The sequence below is a fragment of the Bacteroides sp. 2_2_4 genome, from assembly GCF_000157055.1.
Taxonomy (GTDB): Bacteria; Bacteroidota; Bacteroidia; order Bacteroidales; family Bacteroidaceae; genus Bacteroides; species Bacteroides ovatus.
On sequence record NZ_EQ973371.1, the window covers coordinates 82,202 to 105,172 of the forward strand.

Genomic DNA, 22,971 nt, shown 5'->3' on the forward strand with positions numbered 1-22,971 from the left:
CTGGTTTATGCTATCACACTGGCTACCAGGCTGCCGTCGAACAAATGAACTGTACGATGGGCAAAGGATGCGTCGTGTTGTGAGTGTGTCACCATGATGATGGTTGTTCCTTCTTTATTCAGTTCGGTCAACAGGTTCATCACTTCTGCCCCATTCTTTGAGTCGAGGTTACCGGTCGGCTCATCGGCGAGAATCAGTTTCGGGTTGGTCACTACGGCACGGGCAATGGCGACACGTTGTTGCTGACCACCGGAAAGTTGTTGCGGAAAGTGTTTGGCACGATGGCTGATGTTCATCCGTTTCAGAATGTCTTCTACCATGCGGCGGCGTTCGGATGCTTTAAAGCCCAGGTATGTCAGAGGAAGTTCTACATTCTCGTAAACATTCAGCTCGTCGATCAGGTTAAAGCTCTGGAATACGAATCCGAGTTTGCCCTTACGCACATGGGTACGTTCTTTCTCTTTCAATCCGCCCACTTCTTCACCCATCAAGCGGTAGGAACCTTCGGTGGGGTTATCGAGCAAACCCAGAATATTCAACAAAGTGGATTTACCACAACCGGAGGGGCCCATAATGGCTACAAACTCTCCCTCTTTTACTTCAAGGTTTACGTGATTCAAGGCAACTGTCTCTACTTCGGAAATACGGAATACTTTACTGATGTTGTTTATTTCAATCATACTCTTTTTATTTATGTTTTTAATTATTCACTTTTAAGGCTATTCACCGGATTTTCATTGGCAATCCGCCACGATTTCCAAAGTACGCAGGCTACGATAACGAGAAGATTTACAATCGCTATCAGTACATACGCCGCCCAACTGACAGGCACGTGCTCGGCAAACATATCCATCCACATATCATTGACGTACCATGATGCCGCTACACCGATCACAACGGCTGCAACGGCTACATAGAGCACATCTTTCACCAACATTTCCAGAATGCCGGAGGCTTCGGCACCATTGACTTTACGTATGGCAATCTCTTTGGAACGGCGGCGGACTTCATCGGTTGTGTAGCCTATCAATCCCATCATCATCACAAAGAACATGGTAACCGCCGCCAGTATGGTAGCATTGCTGAAGACGCGGATGGAGTTATAACTCTCTTTTATCATCTGCTCCATCGAACGGAAATCGACCGTTTTATCGGGGAAAGCGTCTGCCGATACTTTATTCAGTTTCTGAAGATTCTCTGCAAAAGGTTCTTTCAGCCGGACATGAACACAGTTTCCGAAATTCTTGGTACTCATCAGGATGAAGGGTGCTTGCGGGTTGGTGAAATTACCGATCCGGAAGTCTTTAATCACTCCCACTACTTTACATACGTAGCCTGAATTATAGACAGTACGGTTCAATAGCTCTGTTCCCCAATGCATCCATTCGCCGTATGTTTCATTGATGGCTACTTCGTTTTCATTCCGTGGCATACGCCCCTCCTTCATCACCATACCCATCATCTTTGGATAGTCTTCCATCATTTCGCAAAAACGGGAGGAGAAAAGTGATTGTCCACTTTCATCCTGAATCATCGTTCCACTATAACTATAGACGGGATGGGAATCGGCACTGGACACGGACTCTACATAAGGCAGGTCACGGAAGAAAGTCAGGGCATAGTCCTGGTTTTCTTTATTGCCGAAATCAGTATTGGCTACGACAACGCGCTTCGGATTGTATCCCAGGTCTTTGTTCAAGACATAGTAGTATTGCAGCATCACCACATACATCAATCCGCAGATGAAAGCTACGCCGGCAAACTGCACGAATAATAGCGGGCGTTTCCATCCTTTTTTTCCTTCTGTGTAGCGGCGGAAGACTTGTGAAACGGGGATTCTGGCAAAGATGCGTCCGGGCAGTGCTCCTCCTATGAGGAACAGGATAGCTACCGTCAGCAGGGGTACCCAAAGACGGTCTAAAGAGAACAGGGCTCCGAGTTCAACGGCGGTTGTGTCTTCTATAAAGTCGCGGAAGTTCAGTAAGATTAATCCCATCAATAGCAAGGCGAAGAGAATAATGATAGCTGTTTCCAATAGGAACATTCCCAGGATTTTGCCGCTGCCTGCACCGCTACACTTATGTACGCCGATGGCTTTGGCACGGTATGAGAGTGAAGAGATGGAGATCAGTACGTAGTTCAAGGTAGCGATAAAAAGGATGATTATTCCCAAGATAGACATGATGTTCCGCATCCGCTTCACGTCCGGTTCTTCCCTGTATACATCACGGATCGGCTTTACAAAAGCGGTATAACCTACCACTTTCTGGTCTTCCGCAGGACGATATTTCTTTATCAGGTCATTCAACCGTGCATTCACCACGGATTTGTCTGCTCCGGGACGAAAACGGATAAATGCGATCCAGCTATCGCCTCCCCTCCAGGAGTAATTTCCCCATCCACGGCTCCATACGGTAGGCAGAGAAATCACTGCATCCGGTCTGACGGTAGCATTTTCGGGTATGTCGGCGTACGTGCCTTTCACTGTCAGTTCTATTTCTTTATTATAGGAGATTACTTTGCCTATCGGGTTTTCTTGGTCGAACATCTTACGCGCCAACCGGTCACTAAGAAAGACAACATCTTTCTGCATCAGTTCTTTTTCCGGAACACCGCTCAAAACATCGATACCCATAGTTTGAAAGAATAGTGAATCGGCTGTCACTTTGTTAGCTTCAAAACGGACACTTCCATAATAAAGAGGGGCACTCATCCAGACACAATAGCTGGTGGCTGCTTCCACTTCTTTAGGAAAGTTCTCCTGTATGGCACCCGCCACCGGTCCGCAGTTCATTTCCTGCGGCTCAAAGGTTTGGCCATTGGCGGAAAAGACGGAGAAGATCTGATACAGGTTATCATAATCTTTGAAGCATTTGTCAAAGCTCTGTTCGAAAGCCACGCGGGCAAACAACAGGATGCTCATCGTCAGCCCCAACGCCAAAGAGAGGATTTTGATAACGTTGGAACCATGCCCCCGCAATAAAGTACGGATCACATAATAGATTTGTTTCATATTATATTTTATTTCTGTTTTTTCTATTTTCAAGAATGCAGAAAGCATGCCAAAAAAGAATAACAATTCATTATCAAGTGTTTATCATTTCAACCTTTCTGAATATTGTCTAAAAATTAGACAGTACCGTCTAATTTTTAGACAACCGGGAGACTATTCCATTTCTCCTTTAAATTGTTCCAACAGTCTCTATTATCCATGGGGAGATTGTCCATCCCGATAGAAAACTTTATCTTTGCATCTAGTTTTCTAAACTATTAAAGTAATGATGAAGAGGAAGAATTTATATGCACTGTTTTCGTGCCTGTTCCTTTCGGGATGCGGTATGATAGACTATCATCCGTATGACGTCCGCATCAGCGGAGAAACAGAGGTCAACGCCCACAATATGGAAAGAATAGAAGCAAATTGCCAGGGTAAAACTACGATACGGTTCGTGACAATGGGCGACTCACAACGATGGTATGACGAAACGGAAGATTTTGTAAAAGCAATCAATCAACGAAATGATATTGACTTCGTTATCCACGGAGGGGATATGAGTGACTTCGGACTGACTAAGGAATTTCTTTGGCAAAGGGATATCATGAACGGACTTCATGTGCCTTATGTGGCTCTGATCGGAAATCATGACTGTCTGGGAACGGGAGCGGAAACCTACAAGGCTGTATTCGGCCCCACAAACTTCTCTTTCATCGCAGGAGATGTGAAGTTTGTCTGCCTGAATACCAACGCTTTGGAGTATGATTACTCCGAACCTGTACCGGACTTTACCTTTATGGAAAATGAGATAACGAACAGGCGGGATGAGTTTGAAAAAACGGTCATTTGTATGCACGCGCGTCCCTATACGGATGTGTTCAATGATAATGTGGCAAAAGTATTCCAACACTATGTCAAACAGTATGCAGGAATACAGTTCTGCACGGCCGCCCATACCCATCACCATCAGGACGATGTGATTTTTGATGATGGAATACATTATGTTACCAGTGATTGTATGGATTACCGTACTTATCTGGTATTTACAATAACTCCGGAAAAATACGAATATGAGCTGGTTAAATACTAATTATATCTTACGCGCGGGAGTACTGTCCGTGCTTCTCCTGCTTCCCGGTCTGATGTCTGCTACCTGCAAGAGGGATACAATCATCAACAACTACAAGGATGATTCGCTCCGTTTTATCATCAAGGATGATTCAATTATCACCTTTCGTAACGGGGAGTCTTCATTCACCATTATCAAAGCGGACTCCGTGTTGCCTGCCACACCGAAGCACACCAAACATACCCGCTACGATAATCGGGTTCACCGTTTCCGCAGAAACTGGGAACGGATTATCCCGACTCATTCCAAAATACAATATGCCGGAAATATGGGATTGCTCTCTTTCGGTACAGGATGGGATTATGGAAAACGTAATCAGTGGGAAACGGATGTATTGCTCGGATTCATTCCGAAATATTCTTCGAAGAAAGCAAAAGTGACCATGACGCTCAAGCAGAACTATATGCCCTGGAGCATTAATATTGGAAAAGGATTCTCGACAGAGCCTCTTGCCTGTGGTCTTTATGTGAATACCGTATTTGGAAATCAGTTCTGGGTGAACGAACCGGAACGTTATCCGAAAGGGTATTATGGTTTCTCAAGCAAAGTGCGTTTCCATGTCTTTATGGGACAACGCCTGACCTATGACATTGACCCGCAACGTAGATTTATGGCCAAGTCTGTAACCTTTTTCTATGAAATAAGTACGTGTGACCTTTATGTGATTAGTGCGGTAAACAATAGTTATCTCCGTCCACGTGACTACCTTAGTTTATCATTCGGATTGAAGTTCCAGTGGTTATGATTGGAGACACAAGGGGGATAAAATCAATTTTGAATTACGATTCTTGAATTATCACATCCTTTTTTCGTAAGTTTGCGCTTTACAAACTTGAACGAAAATGAGTAAATCTGGAACAATCATCATTGTAGACGACAATAAAGGGGTGCTGACTGCCATACAAATCCTTTTAAAAAGTTATTTTTCAAAGGTCGTTGCACTCTCCTCGCCTGTCACCCTGACGAGCGTCCTGCGGGAGGAAATGCCGGAAGTGGTATTGCTGGACATGAATTTCACATCGGGCATCAATACCGGCAATGAGGGATTATTCTGGTTACATGAAATAAAAAAAGTACGTCCGGATCTTCCGGTCGTACTTTTTACGGCTTATGCCGATATTGAACTGGCTATCCGGGGTATTAAAGAAGGAGCAACGGACTTTATCGTCAAACCCTGGGACAACCAGAAACTGGTGGAAACGCTGCAAACTGCAGCAACCTCTACGCACAACGATAGGAAAACGGCAAGTAAAGAAAAGCCTGTTCACTCGCCTATGTACTGGGGAGAAAGCAAGGTTATGCAACAACTACGGGCTTTGATTAAAAAGGTTGCCGTCACCGATGCCAACCTCTTGATAACGGGTGAAAACGGAACGGGAAAAGAGATGCTGGCACGGGAAATCCATGCGCTTTCCAACCGCAAATATAAAGAAATGATTGCTGTGGATATGGGAACCATCACCGAATCTTTATTCGAGAGTGAGCTTTTCGGACATATAAAAGGGTCGTTCACTGATGCACACGCCGACCGGACAGGTAAGTTCGAGGCTGCCGAAAAGAGTACGCTGTTTCTCGACGAAATAGGAAACTTGCCCTACCATCTGCAAGCAAAGCTACTAACCGCCATCCAACGGCGAAGCATTGTGAAAGTGGGAAGTAACACGCCAATTCCTATTGATATCCGACTGATATGTGCCACGAACCGGAACCTGCAGGAGATGGTAGCGAAAGGCGAATTCCGGGAAGACTTGCTCTACCGCATCAATACCATTCATGTGGAAATTCCTCCCCTGCGCGAACGGAAAGAGGATATTATCCCATTGGCCGAACGATTTATGGTTCACTTCTGCAAGCAATATGACAAGTCGTTGATGAAGTTCACTCCCGAAGCAAAGGATAAATTGACTGCGCATCCCTGGTATGGTAATATCCGCGAATTGGAGCACGTCATCGAAAAGGCGGTTATCATCAATGACAGTCCGCTGATTCCTGCTGAATTATTCCAATTATCCGTACCACGGATAGCCATTCAGGAACAGAGTATCTCCACCCTGGAAGAAATGGAAGTGCAGATGATACGGAAAGCGCTCGATGCCTGTGCGGGAAATCTATCGGCAGTGGCCGCTCAACTGGGAATAACCCGGCAGACGCTCTATAACAAGATGAAAAAATTCGGATTATGAGCTCACTGATCCAACAACTGGGGATTCGGTACTGGTTCAGAGTTTTGCTGACTGTACTTTTCTGTATATCGACCGTCTGGTTCGGTATTCATCAATCATACGGTTGGCTGGGCGTCAGTCTTTGTCTGCTGGTACTTAGCATCATCTGGCAAATCCGCCTGTACCAGCTTCACACCAAGCAGGTGCTTTTCATGATTAACGCGCTTGAAAATAATGATAACACTTTTCATTTTCCCGAAGAAAACGGTACTCCCGAAAGCCAAAAGATCAACCGGGCACTCAACCGGGTGGGACATATCTTATATAATGTAAAAGCGGAAACCGCACAACAAGAGAAATATTACGAGCTGATTCTGGATTTTGTCAGTACAGGATTGCTGGTACTCAATGACAATGGGGCTGTTTATCAGAAGAACAAGGAGGCACTCCGTCTTTTGGGGCTGAATATATTCACGCATATCCATCAGTTGAGTAAAGTAGACACTACGCTCATGGAGAAAATAGAGAACTGCCGTCCCGGAGACAAACTGCAAGTGATATTTCACAACGAACGGGGAACCGTTAATCTATCCATACGTGTATCGGAAATCAATGTGCGCAAAGAGCATCTGCGTATTCTGGCTCTGAACGACATCAATACCGAACTCGATGAAAAGGAAATAGATTCATGGATTCGCCTGACACGGGTTCTGACGCATGAAATCATGAATTCGGTCACTCCTATCACTTCTCTTTGTGACACTCTTCTTTCCATGTCCGAGGATAAAGACGAAGAGATCAGTCACGGGTTGCAGACCATCAGCACCACAGGAAAAGGGTTGCTCTCTTTTGTAGAATCTTACCGGCAGTTTACACGCATACCTGCACCGGAACCGTCATTGTTCTACGTGAAAGCGTTCATAGAAAGGATGATTGAACTTGCCCGCCATCAGAATCCGTGTGACACCATTTGTTTCCACACGGAGATTTCTCCTGCGGACTTAATTCTGTATGCGGATGAAAACCTCATCGCCCAGGTGGTTATCAATCTTCTGAAGAATGCCATCCAGGCAATCGGCAGCCAGCCGGATGGTAGAATCGAGCTTCGGGCTTATTGCAATGATATGGAAGAAATATGGATCGAGATCAAAAACAACGGTCCTGAAATCCCGTCGGAAATAGCAGAGCATATCTTTATTCCTTTCTTCACCACCAAAGAAAATGGTAGCGGAATCGGACTTAGTATTTCACGACAGATCATGCGTCTTTCGGGCGGGAGTCTCACTCTGCTGCGGGAGAAAGAAACAACGTTTATTTTAAAATTCAAATAACTATTGATATATGATACCTGTACTCGTCAACAATCCCTTATTTCGAGGGATCACTCCGGAAAGACTTTTTGCCGATCTGGAAGAGATCAGTTTCCATACACGTTCTTATAAGAAAGGAGAAATCCTGGCTCAACAGGGAGCTGTGTGTAATCGCCTCGTCATCCTGACCAAAGGAAGCGTGCGTGGAGAGATGATTGATTATTCGGGGCGTCTTATCAAAGTGGAGGACATCGCTGCTCCAAGAGCGATTGCCCCTCTGTTTCTGTTCGGTGAGGAGAACCGCTATCCGGTGGAAGTGACTGCCAACGAACCGACAGAGGTTATCGAACTTCCTAAATCAAGTGTATTGAGTTTATTCCGTAAGAACGAGCAGTTTTTGGAAAACTATATGAATCTTTCTGCCAATTATGCACGGACTTTATCGGATAAGCTTTTCTTTATGTCGTTTAAAACGATTCGTCAGAAACTTGCTTCGTACTTGCTCCGATTATACAAACAGCAACAACAGACGCATATCACCCTCGACCGTTCACAACAGGAATTGAGTGATTATTTCGGAGTATCCCGTCCTTCCCTCGCCCGTGAACTGGCGCACATGCAGGAAGATGGATTATTGATAGCCGATCGCAAGCATATCACTATTTTACAGAAAGAACAACTGGTACGGCTTATTCAATAATAGGAGCAGTTTAAAGATTTATGAATCGAATAATGAGTGTTTTAGATAAAAAATATTCATTGTTGTAACATTGGTTACAGAATCACCTGAAACTTTTCCTCTACTTTTGCGTTCAATAAATAAAATATTGGACTAATTAAAAACGTAAAAGTTATGAGTATGTTCTGTTATCAATGTCAAGAAACCGCAATGGGTACCGGCTGTACCTTGAAAGGTGTGTGCGGTAAAACGTCTGAAGTGGCTAACCTGCAAGATTTACTACTCTTCGTAGTACGTGGAATTGCTGTCTACAACGAACATCTGCGTAAAGATGGACATCCTTCCGAACAAGCAGACAAATTTATCTATGATGCTTTGTTCATTACCATCACCAACGCCAATTTTGATAAAGTGGCTATCACTGAAAAAATCAAAGAAGGACTGAAACTGAAAAATGAACTTGCCAACAAGGTAAAGATCGAAAATGCTCCCGACGAATGTCTTTGGAATGGAAGCGAAGATGAGTTTGAAGAGAAATCAAAAACTGTCGGTGTGCTTCGCACTCCCAACGAGGATATCCGCTCACTGAAAGAACTTGTACACTATGGCCTGAAAGGAATGGCTGCCTACGTAGAGCATGCGCATAACCTGGGCTACGAGTCACCGGAAATATTTGCTTTCATGCAACATGCCTTGTCTGAACTGACCCGCAATGATATTACAGTGGAAGAACTGGTTCAGCTGACTTTGGAAACAGGAAAGTATGGAGTATCGGCAATGGCACAGCTGGATAAAGCGAATACCAGCAGCTACGGAAATCCGGAAATCTCACAAGTGAGTCTCGGTGTACGCAATAATCCGGGTATATTAATCAGCGGACATGACTTGAAAGACCTGGAAGAGTTATTGGAACAAACAGAGGGTACAGGAGTAGATGTATATACTCACAGCGAAATGTTGCCTGCACATTATTATCCTCAACTAAAGAAGTACAAGCATCTGGCAGGAAACTACGGAAACGCCTGGTGGAAGCAGAAAGAGGAATTTGAAAGTTTCAACGGTCCTATCTTGTTCACAAGTAACTGTATCGTTCCGCCACGTGCAAATGCCAGCTACAAGGATCGTATTTACATCACAGGAGCCTGCGGCTTGGACGGGGCACATTACATCCCCGAACGTAAAGACGGAAAACCGAAAGATTTTTCTGCACTGATTGCTCATGCTAAACAATGTCAGCCACCGGTAGCCATTGAAAACGGAACGATTATCGGAGGATTCGCTCATGCACAGGTGACAGCCCTGGCAGATAAAGTGGTGGACGCCGTGAAAAGCGGAGCTATCCGTAAATTCTTTGTAATGGCAGGATGCGACGGACGTATGAAGAGCCGTGAATACTATACGGAATTTGCTCAAAAATTACCTGGTGACACCGTGATTCTTACTGCCGGTTGTGCCAAGTACAGATATAATAAACTGGCTTTAGGTGATATCAACGGCATTCCGAGAGTGTTGGATGCAGGACAATGTAACGACAGTTACTCATTGGCCGTCATCGCTTTAAAACTGAAAGAAATCTTCGGATTGGATGATGTGAATCAGTTGCCTATCGTATACAACATCGCTTGGTACGAACAAAAGGCGGTCATTGTTTTATTGGCATTACTGGCTTTGGGAGTGAAACACATTCATTTGGGTCCTACACTTCCCGCTTTCCTTTCACCGAATGTCAGGAACGTATTGATCGAACAATTCGGGATCGGAGGTATCAGTACAGTGGATGAAGATATTGTGAAGTTTCTATCATAAATGATAAGGAAACAGAAGGGTATTTTACAAGCAGATTCTCTTCTACAAAATAGTGACGGTATTTGATAAGGATAGTGACGGTATACAACAACCATACCGTCACTATTTCCATCATATACCGTCACTATCTTTTTTTCTATATTAGGAGGACTCCTGCTTAATCAGGAGTCCTGCATTTACTCCCGCATAGTGGATGTTTTTTTGAATAGAATTTCAATCCTCTCTGGGTAATATTAAATTGAGAACTACTCCCACCAAAGCTGCCAGTCCAATGCCGGACAATGAAAAATCGCCCCAATTAAAAGCAGCGCCACCAATGCCGACAGTCAGTGTCAAAGATACAATGATTATATTTCTGGTACGGCTCAAATCAATGCAATTATTCACAAGATTACCAATACCCGCACAAGCAATCGTTCCGAAAAGCAATAACATGATGCCGCCCAGTACCGCACTTGGAATGGATCTTAATAATGCACTGATTTTACCGATAACGGAGAATAAGATAGCGGAAATGGCAGCTATTCGGATCACTTGCGGATTAGTAATCTTTGTCAGTGACATGGCTCCTGTCACTTCCGAATAGGTAGTCACAGGAGGCCCACCCAGCAATCCGGCACAGAAACAGGCCAGACCATCACCCAATAAGGTGCGGTGCAACCCCGGATCTTTCACGAAATCTTTTCCGGTGACCGTATTAACGACATAAATATCACCAATATGTTCTATCACCGGAGCAATGGCTACCGGAATCATAAACAACACAGGTTCCCATGAGAATTTAGGAAAGACAAACTGCGGCAATCCAATCCAGGCAGCATCCCTGACACCGGACAAATCCAAATCGTAGAAAAGCCATGCAGCCAGATACCCTACTACAATTCCACAGAAGATAGGAATCAGTTTCAAAAGCCCTTTGGCTTTCATTGAAACAACGACTGCGGTAACCAACGAAAGCAGTGCCAGTACCCAGTTCTCTTTTGCCATATTCACTCCTGTTCCCGCCAGTGACAAACCTATCAGAATGATGACAGGTCCTATGACAACAGGAGGAAACAGCCGCTCAATCACCCTCACTCCCTGCCATTTGACAAGCGCACTCATCACAAAGTAAACTAATGCTACTCCAACCATGCCGGATAAGGTGCCGGGCAACCCATAAAGTTCTGTCGCTTTAATGATAGGCGCAATAAATGCGAAACTACTCCCCAGAAAGACAGGAACCTTTCCACGCGTAACCGCATGAAAGATAAGCGTACCAATACCTGCTGTAAACAGAGCTGTAGAAGGGTCAAGCCCTACCAATAACGGTACGAGTACCGTAGCACCGAAAGCTACAAACAAGAATTGTACCCCCACCACCCCTTTCCTCAAAGGTGTAAGATTATTTGAATCCATAAGTATAATGTAGATTATTCTTTGCAAAATTAGTCTTTTTAGACAATTTAACTCCCTTTTTTCACAAAAATACATCCAAAAAGAGTTTTTATTTGTTGTTAATAATGTGTAACTTCGCACGGTGAGAATTAATACGACAATTTTATAACTTTATAATATATTGCCTATGATATTTACAGCAGAAAACACCCTACTTATCGGTTCTATCTTACTTTTCGTCAGCATCGTTGTTGGAAAAACCGGATACCGCTTTGGAGTACCTACCTTATTATTGTTCCTCGTAGTAGGAATGTTGTTTGGAAGTGACGGCCTCGGCCTGCAGTTCCACGACGCGAAAGACGCCCAATTTATCGGTATGGTGGCCCTTAGTATTATCCTTTTCTCGGGAGGTATGGATACGAAATTCAGAGAAATCAAACCTATTCTAGGTCCCGGTATCGTGCTTTCCACTGTCGGAGTACTACTTACAGCTCTTTTCACCGGACTCTTTATCTGGTGGATATCAGGTATGAGCTGGTCAAATATTTATTTACCTATCACTACTTCCCTGCTTTTGGCCTCCACCATGTCATCTACGGATTCGGCTTCGGTGTTCGCCATTCTCCGTTCACAGAAGATGAACTTGAAACACAACCTTCGTCCCATGCTGGAACTGGAGAGCGGAAGTAATGACCCGATGGCCTATATGCTTACCATTGTCCTGATACAGTTTATTCAATCGTCAGGTATGGGAGTCGGAGCTATCGTAGGCTCTTTTGTCATCCAGTTTATCGTCGGCGCGGCTGCCGGATATGTACTTGGAAAGCTAGCTATCCGGATGTTAAATAAGCTCAATATTGATAATCAAGCCTTGTATCCCATCTTATTACTGGCATTTGTGTTTTTCACTTTCTCCATCACCGACTTACTGAAAGGTAACGGATACCTTGCCGTATATATCGCCGGTATCATGGTGGGAAACAATAAAATCATGCACCGTAAGGATATCTACACCTTTATGGACGGACTGACCTGGTTGTCGCAAATCATCATGTTCCTTTGCCTGGGATTGCTTGTCAACCCGCACGAAATGCTCGAAGTAGCTGCCGTGGCATTGTTGATTGGTGTTTTCATGATTATTATCGGGCGCCCGTTAAGCGTGTTCCTTTGTCTGCTTCCATTCCGGAAAATCACGATGAAATCACGTATTTTCGTATCTTGGGTAGGATTACGCGGTGCAGTTCCTATCATCTTTGCTACCTATCCGGTAGTGGCGGGCGTAGAAGGTTCGAACCTCATTTTCAACATTGTATTCTTTATTACCATTGTCTCATTGGTCGTACAGGGAACAACCATTTCTTTCGTCGCCCGGATTTTGAATCTTTCCAAACCGCTGGAAAAAACCGGTAACGACTTCGGAGTGGAACTTCCGGAAGAAATAGACTCTGATCTTAGTGACATGACTATCACCAAAAGTATGCTGGAAGAAGCAGACACATTGAAAGATATGAATCTTCCGAAAGGCACGCTGGTAATGATCGTGAAGCGCGGAGATGAGTTCCTGATTCCCAACGGAACACTGAAACTGCACGAAGGAGATAAACTATTACTTATTTCCGAAAAATCCAAAGAAGAAGATACTGATTCAGAATAACATCTGAAAAGAGTTATTCAGTACACTATAACTGATTCGTCTCCACGCATGGAACCTCTTGCCTTGGCAAGACATTCGTTTCATCTTCATGCGTGGAGACGAAATGTTTTATATAGGCCAATGAACTAGTTCTAAGGAAGAAACACGAATGACCTTTATCCGGCTGATAAAATTGTTCGCTCCCCCTCCGTTAATTAACCGTAAAACTTGAATTTAAAATTCGGTTTACATCTACGAAGTATTAATTTTGCGCAGTTTTAAACTAAATGTGCAAAAATCGAATGGAACAAGAACATCAGTTCATTGATTATATTGAGCAAAGCATCATCAAAAACTGGGACAAAGATGCCTTAACTGACTATAAAGGAATTACCCTCCAATATAAGGATGTAGCGCGTAAAATCGCTAAATTTCACATCGTCTTGGAGAGTGCCGGCATCCAGCCGGGAGATAAAATAGCCGTTTGCGGACGTAACAGTGCTCACTGGGCAGTTACTTTCCTGGCGACTATCACTTACGGAGCTGTTATTGTTCCCATTTTGCATGAATTCAAGGCAGATAATATTCATAATATCGTCAACCATTCCGAAGCCAAATTACTTTTCGTCGGCGACCAGGCATGGGAGAACCTGAATGAAGATGCCATGCCTTTGTTAGAGGGCATCGCTTCGCTGGCTGATTTCTCGGCATTAGTGTCCCGGAACGAAAAACTCACTTACGCTTTTGAACACCGGAACGCTATTTACGGTCAACAGTATCCCAAGAACTTTCGACCGGAACATATTTGTTACCGGAAAGATCGTCCGGAAGAACTGGCTATCATCAACTATACTTCCGGTACCACGGGTTACTCTAAAGGAGTGATGCTCCCCTATCGCAGTCTTTGGTCAAACGTGGCTTATTGCTTCGAAATGCTTCCCGTTAAACCGGGAGATCATATCGTTTCCATGTTGCCTATGGGACACGTGTTCGGTATGGTATATGATTTCCTTTACGGATTCTCTGCAGGTGCACACATCTATTTCCTGACGCGTATGCCGTCTCCAAAAATCATTTCCCAATCTTTCTCCGAAATCAAACCCAAAGTGATTTCTTGTGTACCGTTGATTGTGGAAAAGATTATCAAGAAAGATATTCTTCCTAAAGTAGACAGCAAAATCGGCAAGTTATTGCTGAAAGTGCCTATTGTGAACGATAAAATCAAATCGCTGGCACGACAGGCTGCCATGGAAATCTTCGGTGGAAACTTTGACGAGATTATTATCGGAGGTGCTCCTTTCAATGCGGAAGTAGAGGCTTTCCTTAAAAAGATAGGGTTCCCCTACACCATCGCTTACGGTATGACGGAATGTGGTCCGATTATTTGTTCCAGCCGTTGGGAAACACTGAAACTTGCTTCCTGCGGAAAGGCAACCAGCCGAATGGAAGTCCGCATCGACTCACCGGACCCGAAAACACATGCCGGAGAAATCGTATGCAGAGGAATGAATATGATGCTGGGATATTATAAAAATCCGGAAGCTACGGCGCAAATTATTGATGCTAACGGTTGGCTGCATACCGGTGACCTCGGTACGTTGGATGAAGAGGGTTATGTGACAGTCCGCGGACGTAGTAAGAACCTGCTTCTCACCTCTAGCGGACAGAATATCTATCCCGAAGAAATTGAAAGCAAGCTGAACAACATGCCGTATGTTTCGGAGTCACTGATCGTCTTACAGCACGAAAAACTGGTAGCCCTGATCTACCCGGATTTCGACGATGCTTTCGCTCATGGATTGCAGCAGACGGATATTCAGAAAGTAATGGAGCAAAACCGTATCGAATTGAATCAACAGCTTCCTAACTATTCTCAAATAAGCAAGATTAAAATCCATTTTGAAGAATTTGAAAAGACTGCGAAAAAGTCAATCAAGCGCTTTATGTATCAGGAAGCAAAGGGATAATTATCCCGGATAACACAATGAGTATCCTTGCAATAATTCTCATAGTATTAGGCACGGATTATATAAACTGATAATGAGAACATGCTTAATAATAAAAACGGTGAACAGCCTCAACACTGTCCACCGTTTTTTCTAACCTCTAACTAACTTTATTTATACTACCTATTTTTCTATCTTCCTACCTAAAAACGAATCCTATTTCCATTATTAACAGTCTAACTTTATAATCAATCGATCTTTTTAAAGTGCCATAAATGAAATAGCCTGTCCGCCTCCGGCAGCCATTCGTATGTTCAACGTATTTTCAGAAGTAACCGTTTGTTCCGTTATCCGGTAATCCGTAGGATTTGATTTCCAATCCGCATTCTCTCCATCCGCATAGATGACAGCTTTATACTGTTTGCCCGGTTCCAGGAAATCCAGTTTTATTTCCAGTGTACGGGGTTTCTCGTTCGTTGCCGCTCCCAAGAAATAGTTGCCTTTTGCTTTACGCACGATGGCTACAAATTCCCCCGGTTCTCCTGCCAATGCTTTCGATTCGTCACAATCCGGATCGAAATCGCGGAAGAACTGGAAAGCCGGATGGCCTTCATAATTTTCAATCATATCAGATGCCATCTGCAAGGGAGAATACAAAATCACCCAGTTAGCAAGCTGTTTCGCCAATGTTGTATTCACACGGCTGTTTCCTTTATCCTGATCGTTCCATTTCTGGCGACGGGGAGAATCTTTGGTGTTCAGAAACAAAATATCAAACGTACCCGGTGTATAATCCAGCGGACCGGACAGCATACGGGTGAACGGCAACATGACATGATGAGACGGAGGATTTCCTTCGCTCCATGCATTCCATTCCATCCCTCTCACTCCTTCACGTGTCATCATATTAGGCCATGTACGACGGATACCGGTATCTTTAATAGGTTCGTGCGCATCCAGCGTCATTTTGTGACGGGCAGCTGTTTCCACCACTTTCTGATAGTGGTTGACCCCATATTGGCTGTGATGAAGATAACCATTCGGGAAAGCTCCCGCATATCCTGTCTTAAGGACATGGATACCGTGGTCTGTGTACCATTGCATAGCATGATCCATCTGGCGCTCATAGTTGGGAATATTCCCTCCGGTCTCGTGATGGCCGATAACTTCAACTCCTTTTTCCTTTGCATAACGAACCACTTCATCAATGTCAAAGTCAGCATACGGTTTCGTAAAGTCAAAGTTTTGCATACCACCCCAGCTTTCCCAGCCTTCATTCCAACCTTCAAACAAAACGCCTTCAATCTGATTGGTAGCGGCAAAATCAATGTATTTCTTGGCATTGACAGTAGTGGCTCCATGACGTTCATCCATCTTCCAGGTTTCTACGCCGAGATGCATCCCCCACCATACACCTACATATTTCATCGGACGAATCCAATCGGTCGTTTCTATTTTACTTGGTTCATTCAGATTTAAAATCATAGCCGAATTAATCAGACTAACGGCATCCGGAACAATCTGAATAGTACGCCAGGAAGTAGTGAAATGATTACCTTTACGCACTTTCACACCATCAGGCCATGGAGCAAGTTCAGCTTTCAACGTATAGTTTCCTGCCTGCTTCAAAGTCATTTCCGAGAAATCGTACAATGCCGCTTCATGAATACTTCCGTAGACGCCATCGGCAGTTTTAAAGGTGAAAGGAGTATTGGCTGTCTCCACCTCGGAAATGGGACGTTGCGCATAAAGCAATTCATAAGTTTCGGCACTGGCAGGAATAGACCATGATGTACCGTCTTGGCGAAAACGGAAAGTTGTCAGTTCATCCGTAATCAATAGGGAATCCGCTGCGGGCACATTATATTCATAACGGAACCCTACCCCATCATCAAACACACGGAAACGGAGAGTTAACTCCACCTGATCTTTATTGACCAAATTTACCGCCATCTCATTATAATGATTCCTATTGGTTTTATTTTCACCCCATGGTTGCGTCCATGTTTCATCTTTACTGTCGAAAGTCGTGTTTTTTATCTGAAATCCTCCGCCCAGGTCGATACCGTTTTTCTCCGTAAATCCCAATGTCGAATTTTCAATCAACAATGAGTCATCTACTAAAATGTTATACAACGGTTTACCGTTGTCATCTACTGTTAAAGCCATTTTGATATGACCGTCCGGCGATTTCACTTCCGTTTTCGGACTGCTACACCCGTAACATCCCAGCACACACAGAAAAGCTCCAATGACATAATTTATTTTCATAGCATATCTATTGTTTGTATATAGTACAACTCAAAAAGGAGAAACACTTAAATGTAGGGCGGATTTCTTTCTCCGGATGCCAGGAAAAAAGTATCTTTGCACATAAACAATCTGAATTATGGCAAAGATACTATTGGTTGAAGATGAAATTAATATCGCCTCTTTCATCGAACGGGGATTAAAAGAATTCGGGCATTCGGTAACCGTCTGCCATGACGGGGATACGGGTTGGAAAATCCTTCAGGACGAACCTTTCGACCTTTTAATACTGGACATTATCATGCCTAAAATAAATGGTTTGGAGCTTTGCCGCCTTTATCGCCAAATGTTCGGGTATCAAATCCCGGTAATCATGCTGACAGCTTTAGGAACAACCGAAGACATCGTCAAAGGACTGGATGCGGGAGCAGATGATTATCTCGTCAAACCTTTTAGTTTCCAGGAACTGGAAGCACGCATCAAAGCCCTGTTGAGACGCAACAAAGAAGTCCCTTCCAATCTATTGACTTGCGATAACCTGGTATTGGACTGCAATACCCGAAAAGCCAAAAGGGGTGACATAGACATCGACCTTACTGTTAAAGAATACCGCCTGCTCGAATATTTCATGACTCATCAAGGGGTTGCCCTCTCACGTATCACTCTGCTCAAAGATGTATGGGACAAGAATTTTGATACCAATACCAATATCGTAGATGTTTACGTAAACTATCTCCGGGTAAAGATTGATCGTGACTTTGATAAAAAGCTGATCCATACAGTCGTAGGATTAGGATATATCATGAATACTTAAACTCACCAACACTAATCCCGGCTATGAAAATAGGTTCCAAAATAGCTCTTTTCTATACGTTAATCAGTGTGTTGACTACTGTCATTATCATTGCTGTATTTTATATTTTCAGTACGCAGTACATCAATAAGCTCTATGCTTCTTACCTGCGTGAAAAAGCCTACCTGACCGCACAGAAGCATTGGGAAAAAGATGAAGTAGACGAACAGAGCTACCAGATTATCCAGCGCAAATATGACGAACTCCTGCCTGAAGCCCATGAGATTCTTTTAAATATGGACAGTCTTTCCGAAGTACGTGATACACTGAATAAATACCTCACGCAACACCAGCAGGCTCTTCTGCTGGCAGGACAGGACAGCATCCCTTTCTCCTTCAAATATAAGGATCAACTGGGAGCCGCCCTTTATTATCCGGATAATGAAGGCAACTTTATCGTACTCGTCATGTCCCGGAATGCCTACGGAACAGAAATCAAGGAACACTTATTGTTGCTTTCCATATTTCTCATCTTAGCCAGTTCCGTCCTGATCTTTTTTATCGGAAAAATATATTCCGGCCGTATTCTGGTTCCCCTGCAACACATACTAAAGGAATTGAAAAGAATACGTGCCAACAGTCTGAACCGCCGATTAAAGACTACTGGCAATAATGACGAACTGGAGGACATGATAAAGACATTAAATAGTATGCTCGACCGTTTGGACAGTGCATTCAAGGCAGAAAAGTCCTTTGTCAGTCATGCTTCACATGAGTTGAACAATCCGATTACTGCCATTCAGGGAGAATGTGAAATCAGTCTGCTGAAAGAAAGAAGCACGGGAGAATACATTGAATCCCTTCAACGAATTTCTTCAGAAAGCAAACGGTTATCCAGTCTGATCCGGCATCTTCTTTTTCTTTCACGACAAGAAGAAGAACTCCTGAAAAACAATATTGAAGAGATTATTCTGGCCGATATATTAAAAGAGTTGACAGCTTCCGATGAGAGAATCCATCTTCATTTGGAAGAGACAGACCCGCAGATGACTGTAAAAGCCAATCCATATCTGTTGAAGATAGCATTAAAAAATATAATAGATAACGCCTGCAAATATTCTGATAAAGAAGTAAATGTGACTCTCTACCGGGAGCAACAACAAGTCATTCTTGATATAGAAGACCGGGGAATCGGTATTCCGCAAGAAGAAATAGAACATATATTCCAATCTTTCTATCGGGGCAGTAATACCCGGGACTATGCCGGACAAGGCATCGGACTTAGCCTGACCCTGAAAATCATTTCTGCTTATCATGCAAAGCTGGATATATCTTCAGAAATAGAAAAAGGAACAAAAGTACGGGTGATTTTTTAATCACCCTTCTTTTATCCCTTTCTCTCTCTACCTACTGAAAACTACAAATTTAATCTATGAACGTTTTTTCCACAGAATAGAAATGAACTAAATACGTCTTTGCAATAACTTTCCATTTTTATCATATAACATTCGTTCATATACCACTTCCACAATAAGAGGAAAGACAAACAAAGCAAAGAAAGTCGCTCCTATCAATCCACCGATAATGACAATCGCCAACGGACGCTGTGATTCCGAACCAATTCCATGACTCATGGCAGCGGGCATCAAACCGATAGCTGCCATTGCCGCTGTCATAATCACAGGGCGGATACGCGAGCGCACTCCTTCCTTAGTGGCTTTCTCCAAAGGCGAGCCGAGTTTTAGATTCGCCTTTATATCGGAAATCATAATCACCCCGTTCTGAATACAAATACCAAACAAGGCAATAAAACCGATACCGGCAGAAATGGAGAAGTTGAACTGCGTTATCAGAAGAGCCACAATACCACCCACGGCAGCGAACGGTACATTCAGCAATACCAGTCCCGCATCCCGCGCATTAGAGAATAGAATAAACAAGATGATAAAAATGATAGCAATACTGATAGGGACAACCTGTGCCAGACGTTTTGTGGCACGTTGCTGGTTCTCAAAATCGCCCGTCCATTTCAGCGAATAGCCTGCCGGCAGATGTACGGAAGCATTCACCTTTTTCTGCGCCTCGGCAACTGCCGTACCCATATCACGACCTCTCACCGAGAATTTCACTGCACAGAAACGAGCGTGATTATCACGGAATATCAATAACGGTCCCGTAATCGTCGTTATATCTGCCAATTCTTTGATAGGTACCATCGTTCCATCCATCGCCGGAACCAATATCTTACCTATCTCCTCTTCATTCTGACGGAATTGTTCGCTGTATCTTACCATGATATTAAACTTCCGCTCATCCTCATACAACAGTGAAGCCGATTTTCCGCCAATAGCCATTTCGATAATTGATTGCACATCTTCCTTAGCAACTCCATAACGCGCCAACTGGCGTTCATTCAACTCTATACGAAGCTCCGGCTGACCGATGTTCCGAATCACACCCAAGTCTTCAATTCCCTGAACCGTACTAAGGATCTTATCTATCTGAACCGCATATTTCTCCGACTCATACAAGTCTTTACCAAACACTTTCACCGCAATAGATCCTTTCACACCGGAAGCTGCTTCCTCCACATTATCAGTAATCGGTTGTGAGAAATTGAAGTCAATGCCGGGATAAATGGATAAATCCTCCTGCATCTTATCAATCAGTTCCAGTTTTGTCAACTTACTCTCCCATTCCTTTTCGGGATAAATATCAACGTGGAACTCGATATTATAGAATCCGGTAGCATCTGTACCGTCATTCGGTCGTCCGGTTTGCGACAGCACTTGCCGCACTTCCGGAAACGTTAATAGTTTCTTTCTCATTTTATTGGCAAGAGTCACCGATTCATCAAGCGAAATGCTTTGTGGCAAGGTAGCACGAATATAGATAGATCCCTCATTCAACTGCGGAAGGAACTCCGTACCCAGGAAAGAAAAAAGCCATAATCCGACACCCGCTATTACGGTTGCCATTCCGATGGTCAGTTTTCTGTGCGCATAGAATAAATCAAAAAGAGCCGAACACTTCGCATTGATAAAATGGACAAAACGGTTATTTTTCTCACGAACATTCTTTTTCAGTAACATGGAAGACATCACCGGAACCAATGTCAATGTAAAGATCAAAGCTCCCAACAATGCAAAGCCCAGCGTGTATGCCAAAGGAGAGAACATCTTTCCTTCTACCTTCTGGAAAGAGAAGATAGGAATCAATGCAGTGATGATAATCAATTTGGAGAAGAAAACCGCTTTCGCCTTGTCTTTTGCCGTGTTACGGATCAAGCCCATTTTAGACATCACATTAAAAGCAGGCATCCCCACTTCCCTCGCTTTCTTGTCCAAAGCCACAAACACTCCTTCCACCATCACCACGGCCCCATCAATAATAATACCGAAGTCTATGGCTCCCATAGAAAGCAGATTGGCGGACATTCCCATCACCCGTAAACAGATAAATGCGAACAAAAGGGCTAATGGGATAACGACAGCAACAATCACGGTAGTCCGCCAATCTGCCATAAAGATCAATACAATAAACGTAACCAATAATATTCCTTCAATCAGATTATGCGTCACAGTCTTTACCGCCAGATTCACCAAGTCCTCCCGGTCATAGAATGCCACTATCTTCACATCTTTCGGAAGTACATTCTGATTCAAGTCCTCTATTTTATCTTTCAGGTTGGCAATCACCTCACCCGGATTCTCTCCTTTCCGCATGACTACAATCCCCTGTACAACATCATTTTCATCCATTCGGCCCACTTGTCCCAAACGAGGCAAACAGGATTCGTGTACATCGGCAAGATTCTTCACCAGAATCGGAGTGCCATTGATGTTTTTCACTACGATATTTCTCAATTCATCCAGATCGTTAATCAAACCGATTCCACGAACCACATAAGCTTGCGAACTTTTAGTGATAACATCTCCTCCTACATTGATATTACTTTTAGCTATCGCATCATACAGTTCCAAAGAGGTAATGCCATAATTAATCAACTGGTGAGAATTCACACTTACCTCAAACGTCTTCACCTCCCCGCCGAAGCTCACAATATCCGCTACGCCGGATACCGAACGGAGATTACGTTCGATCACCCAATCCTGAATCGTTTTCAGTTCCCGCACACTGCGCTTGTCACTACGAAGCGTATAACGGAATATTTCTCCCGTCGGTCCATACAGAGGTTGTACTTCCGGAGTTACCCCGTCCGGAAGGTCGGCATCATTCAATAAATTATATACCTGTTGACGTGCTGTGAAATCATCGACACGATCTTCAAACATTACATTGATGACAGAAAGCCCGAAAAGAGTGGTGGAACGAATATCCGTTTTCTTCTGAACGGGATTCATCGCAATCTCAACAGGAATGGTGATAAACTTCTCTACCTCTTCGGCACTACGTCCCGGCCATTGCGTGATAATCGTCACTTTCGTATTCGTCACATCCGGGAAAGCATCTATCGGAGTATGTTTAAAGGAAACAGCTCCGGCTATAACGGCAATCGCTGTACAGAAGAAAATAAAGAATTTATTCTTCAGCGAGAAAGCCACTATATTATCTATGAATTTGTGCATACTATTTTCTGTTTTTAATCTGCATTCAACGCATTATATACCAACAATACATTATTATTCAGCACTCTGTCTCCCTCGGAAAGTCCGGAACGGATATAGCACTCCTTGCTCAACTGCTTGTACACATCCACCTCTTTCACCTGCAAACGCTGATCCGGCTCCACCACGACCACATAATTCTTTCCTCCTTCAAATACCAGTGCATGAGCATCGATACGAGGCATAGAAGTTCCATCCGCTTTACATTTCACACTTACATTCGTAAACATCCCCGGTTTCAACAAATATTCTTCATTCTTCAA

General features: G+C 43.7%; 15 protein-coding genes and 1 pseudogene. 10 read left to right on the forward strand and 6 right to left on the reverse strand.

Annotated features, from left to right (window positions below):
• Window positions 1–5: 5 nt before the first annotated feature.
• Together BSCG_RS02895 and BSCG_RS02890 are read right to left on the reverse strand one after the other, a co-directional pair.
• Complete coding sequence (locus BSCG_RS02895) at window positions 6–680, reverse strand: ABC transporter ATP-binding protein (RefSeq protein ID WP_008777331.1); 675 nt, start codon at window positions 678–680, stop codon at window positions 6–8.
• 23 nt (window positions 681–703) lie between these two features.
• Window positions 704–3,013 (reverse strand): ABC transporter permease, encoded by a 2,310-nt coding sequence (locus BSCG_RS02890; protein WP_032849811.1) that lies wholly within the window; start codon window positions 3,011–3,013, stop codon window positions 704–706.
• Window positions 3,014–3,281: 268 nt separating this feature from the next.
• Between BSCG_RS02890 and BSCG_RS02885 the strand changes: the two genes are divergently transcribed.
• The 6 genes from BSCG_RS02885 (at window position 3,282) to hcp (ending at window position 10,081) form a co-directional block, all read left to right on the forward strand.
• Entirely contained in the window at window positions 3,282–4,085 is an 804-nt protein-coding gene (locus BSCG_RS02885) for a metallophosphoesterase family protein (RefSeq protein WP_032848902.1), read from the forward strand.
• Window positions 4,066–4,869, forward strand: a complete 804-nt coding sequence (locus BSCG_RS02880) for a hypothetical protein (protein WP_004295735.1) — start codon at window positions 4,066–4,068, stop codon at window positions 4,867–4,869. The genes BSCG_RS02885 and BSCG_RS02880 overlap by 20 nt, the downstream gene beginning before the upstream one ends.
• 97 nt (window positions 4,870–4,966) lie before the next feature.
• The gene (locus tag BSCG_RS02875) at window positions 4,967–6,307 is read left to right on the forward strand and encodes a sigma-54-dependent transcriptional regulator (RefSeq protein WP_008777333.1); all 1,341 of its coding nucleotides are present in this window, start codon (window positions 4,967–4,969) and stop codon (window positions 6,305–6,307) included.
• Entirely contained in the window at window positions 6,304–7,617 is a 1,314-nt protein-coding gene (locus tag BSCG_RS02870; RefSeq protein ID WP_004308812.1) for a sensor histidine kinase, read from the forward strand. The genes BSCG_RS02875 and BSCG_RS02870 overlap by 4 nt, the downstream gene beginning before the upstream one ends.
• 10 nt (window positions 7,618–7,627) lie before the next feature.
• Window positions 7,628–8,296 carry a Crp/Fnr family transcriptional regulator gene (locus BSCG_RS02865; RefSeq protein WP_004308811.1) on the forward strand — a complete coding sequence of 223 codons (669 nt, stop codon included), beginning with the start codon at window positions 7,628–7,630 and terminating at the stop codon, window positions 8,294–8,296.
• A gap of 153 nt (window positions 8,297–8,449) precedes the next feature.
• The gene (hcp, locus tag BSCG_RS02860; RefSeq protein ID WP_004308810.1) at window positions 8,450–10,081 is read left to right on the forward strand and encodes a hydroxylamine reductase; all 1,632 of its coding nucleotides are present in this window, start codon (window positions 8,450–8,452) and stop codon (window positions 10,079–10,081) included.
• A 213-nt stretch (window positions 10,082–10,294) separates the two neighbouring features.
• Here hcp and BSCG_RS02855 read toward each other — a convergent pair whose 3' ends face one another.
• The gene (locus BSCG_RS02855; RefSeq protein ID WP_008777334.1) at window positions 10,295–11,479 is read right to left on the reverse strand and encodes a uracil-xanthine permease family protein; all 1,185 of its coding nucleotides are present in this window, start codon (window positions 11,477–11,479) and stop codon (window positions 10,295–10,297) included.
• Window positions 11,480–11,645: 166 nt separating this feature from the next.
• On the opposite strand from BSCG_RS02855, the gene BSCG_RS02850 reads away from it, so the two are divergent.
• Together BSCG_RS02850 and BSCG_RS02845 are read left to right on the forward strand one after the other, a co-directional pair.
• The gene (locus BSCG_RS02850; protein WP_004295729.1) at window positions 11,646–13,112 is read left to right on the forward strand and encodes a potassium/proton antiporter; all 1,467 of its coding nucleotides are present in this window, start codon (window positions 11,646–11,648) and stop codon (window positions 13,110–13,112) included.
• 281 nt (window positions 13,113–13,393) lie between these two features.
• Window positions 13,394–15,058: a long-chain fatty acid--CoA ligase gene (locus BSCG_RS02845; protein ID WP_004295728.1), complete on the forward strand. Its 1,665-nt coding sequence runs from the start codon at window positions 13,394–13,396 to the stop codon at window positions 15,056–15,058.
• Between the two features lie 240 nt (window positions 15,059–15,298).
• Here BSCG_RS02845 and BSCG_RS02840 read toward each other — a convergent pair whose 3' ends face one another.
• Window positions 15,299–17,308: a glycoside hydrolase family 97 protein gene (locus BSCG_RS02840; RefSeq protein ID WP_008777335.1), complete on the reverse strand. Its 2,010-nt coding sequence runs from the start codon at window positions 17,306–17,308 to the stop codon at window positions 15,299–15,301.
• A 118-nt stretch (window positions 17,309–17,426) separates the two neighbouring features.
• Here BSCG_RS02840 and BSCG_RS02835 point away from each other — a divergent pair, with 118 nt between their 5' ends.
• On the forward strand, window positions 17,427–18,101 hold the full coding sequence (locus tag BSCG_RS02835; RefSeq protein WP_004303523.1) for a response regulator transcription factor: 675 nt from the start codon (window positions 17,427–17,429) through the stop codon (window positions 18,099–18,101).
• 23 nt (window positions 18,102–18,124) lie between these two features.
• Entirely contained in the window at window positions 18,125–19,456 is a 1,332-nt protein-coding gene (locus tag BSCG_RS02830; protein ID WP_008777336.1) for a sensor histidine kinase, read from the forward strand.
• A gap of 87 nt (window positions 19,457–19,543) precedes the next feature.
• On the opposite strand, the gene BSCG_RS02825 is transcribed toward BSCG_RS02830, so the two are convergent.
• Both BSCG_RS02825 and BSCG_RS02820 read right to left on the reverse strand, forming a co-directional pair.
• Complete coding sequence (locus tag BSCG_RS02825; protein ID WP_008777337.1) at window positions 19,544–22,669, reverse strand: efflux RND transporter permease subunit; 3,126 nt, start codon at window positions 22,667–22,669, stop codon at window positions 19,544–19,546.
• Between the two features lie 14 nt (window positions 22,670–22,683).
• Window positions 22,684–22,971, reverse strand: a pseudogene (locus tag BSCG_RS02820) (efflux RND transporter periplasmic adaptor subunit); the annotation flags it as partial.

What these genes read in the sequence shown, in the direction of transcription:
- BSCG_RS02895 (WP_008777331.1), bottom strand. Translation starts at nt 680, where the DNA reads ATGATTGAAATAAACAACATCAGTAAAGTATTCCGTATTTCCGAAGTA.
- BSCG_RS02890 (WP_032849811.1), bottom strand. Translation starts at nt 3,013, where the DNA reads ATGAAACAAATCTATTATGTGATCCGTACTTTATTGCGGGGGCATGGT.
- BSCG_RS02885 (WP_032848902.1), top strand. Translation starts at nt 3,282, where the DNA reads ATGAAGAGGAAGAATTTATATGCACTGTTTTCGTGCCTGTTCCTTTCG.
- BSCG_RS02880 (WP_004295735.1), top strand. Translation starts at nt 4,066, where the DNA reads ATGAGCTGGTTAAATACTAATTATATCTTACGCGCGGGAGTACTGTCC.
- BSCG_RS02875 (WP_008777333.1), top strand. Translation starts at nt 4,967, where the DNA reads ATGAGTAAATCTGGAACAATCATCATTGTAGACGACAATAAAGGGGTG.
- BSCG_RS02870 (WP_004308812.1), top strand. Translation starts at nt 6,304, where the DNA reads ATGAGCTCACTGATCCAACAACTGGGGATTCGGTACTGGTTCAGAGTT.
- BSCG_RS02865 (WP_004308811.1), top strand. Translation starts at nt 7,628, where the DNA reads ATGATACCTGTACTCGTCAACAATCCCTTATTTCGAGGGATCACTCCG.
- hcp (WP_004308810.1), top strand. Translation starts at nt 8,450, where the DNA reads ATGAGTATGTTCTGTTATCAATGTCAAGAAACCGCAATGGGTACCGGC.
- BSCG_RS02855 (WP_008777334.1), bottom strand. Translation starts at nt 11,479, where the DNA reads ATGGATTCAAATAATCTTACACCTTTGAGGAAAGGGGTGGTGGGGGTA.
- BSCG_RS02850 (WP_004295729.1), top strand. Translation starts at nt 11,646, where the DNA reads ATGATATTTACAGCAGAAAACACCCTACTTATCGGTTCTATCTTACTT.
- BSCG_RS02845 (WP_004295728.1), top strand. Translation starts at nt 13,394, where the DNA reads ATGGAACAAGAACATCAGTTCATTGATTATATTGAGCAAAGCATCATC.
- BSCG_RS02840 (WP_008777335.1), bottom strand. Translation starts at nt 17,308, where the DNA reads ATGAAAATAAATTATGTCATTGGAGCTTTTCTGTGTGTGCTGGGATGT.
- BSCG_RS02835 (WP_004303523.1), top strand. Translation starts at nt 17,427, where the DNA reads ATGGCAAAGATACTATTGGTTGAAGATGAAATTAATATCGCCTCTTTC.
- BSCG_RS02830 (WP_008777336.1), top strand. Translation starts at nt 18,125, where the DNA reads ATGAAAATAGGTTCCAAAATAGCTCTTTTCTATACGTTAATCAGTGTG.
- BSCG_RS02825 (WP_008777337.1), bottom strand. Translation starts at nt 22,669, where the DNA reads ATGCACAAATTCATAGATAATATAGTGGCTTTCTCGCTGAAGAATAAA.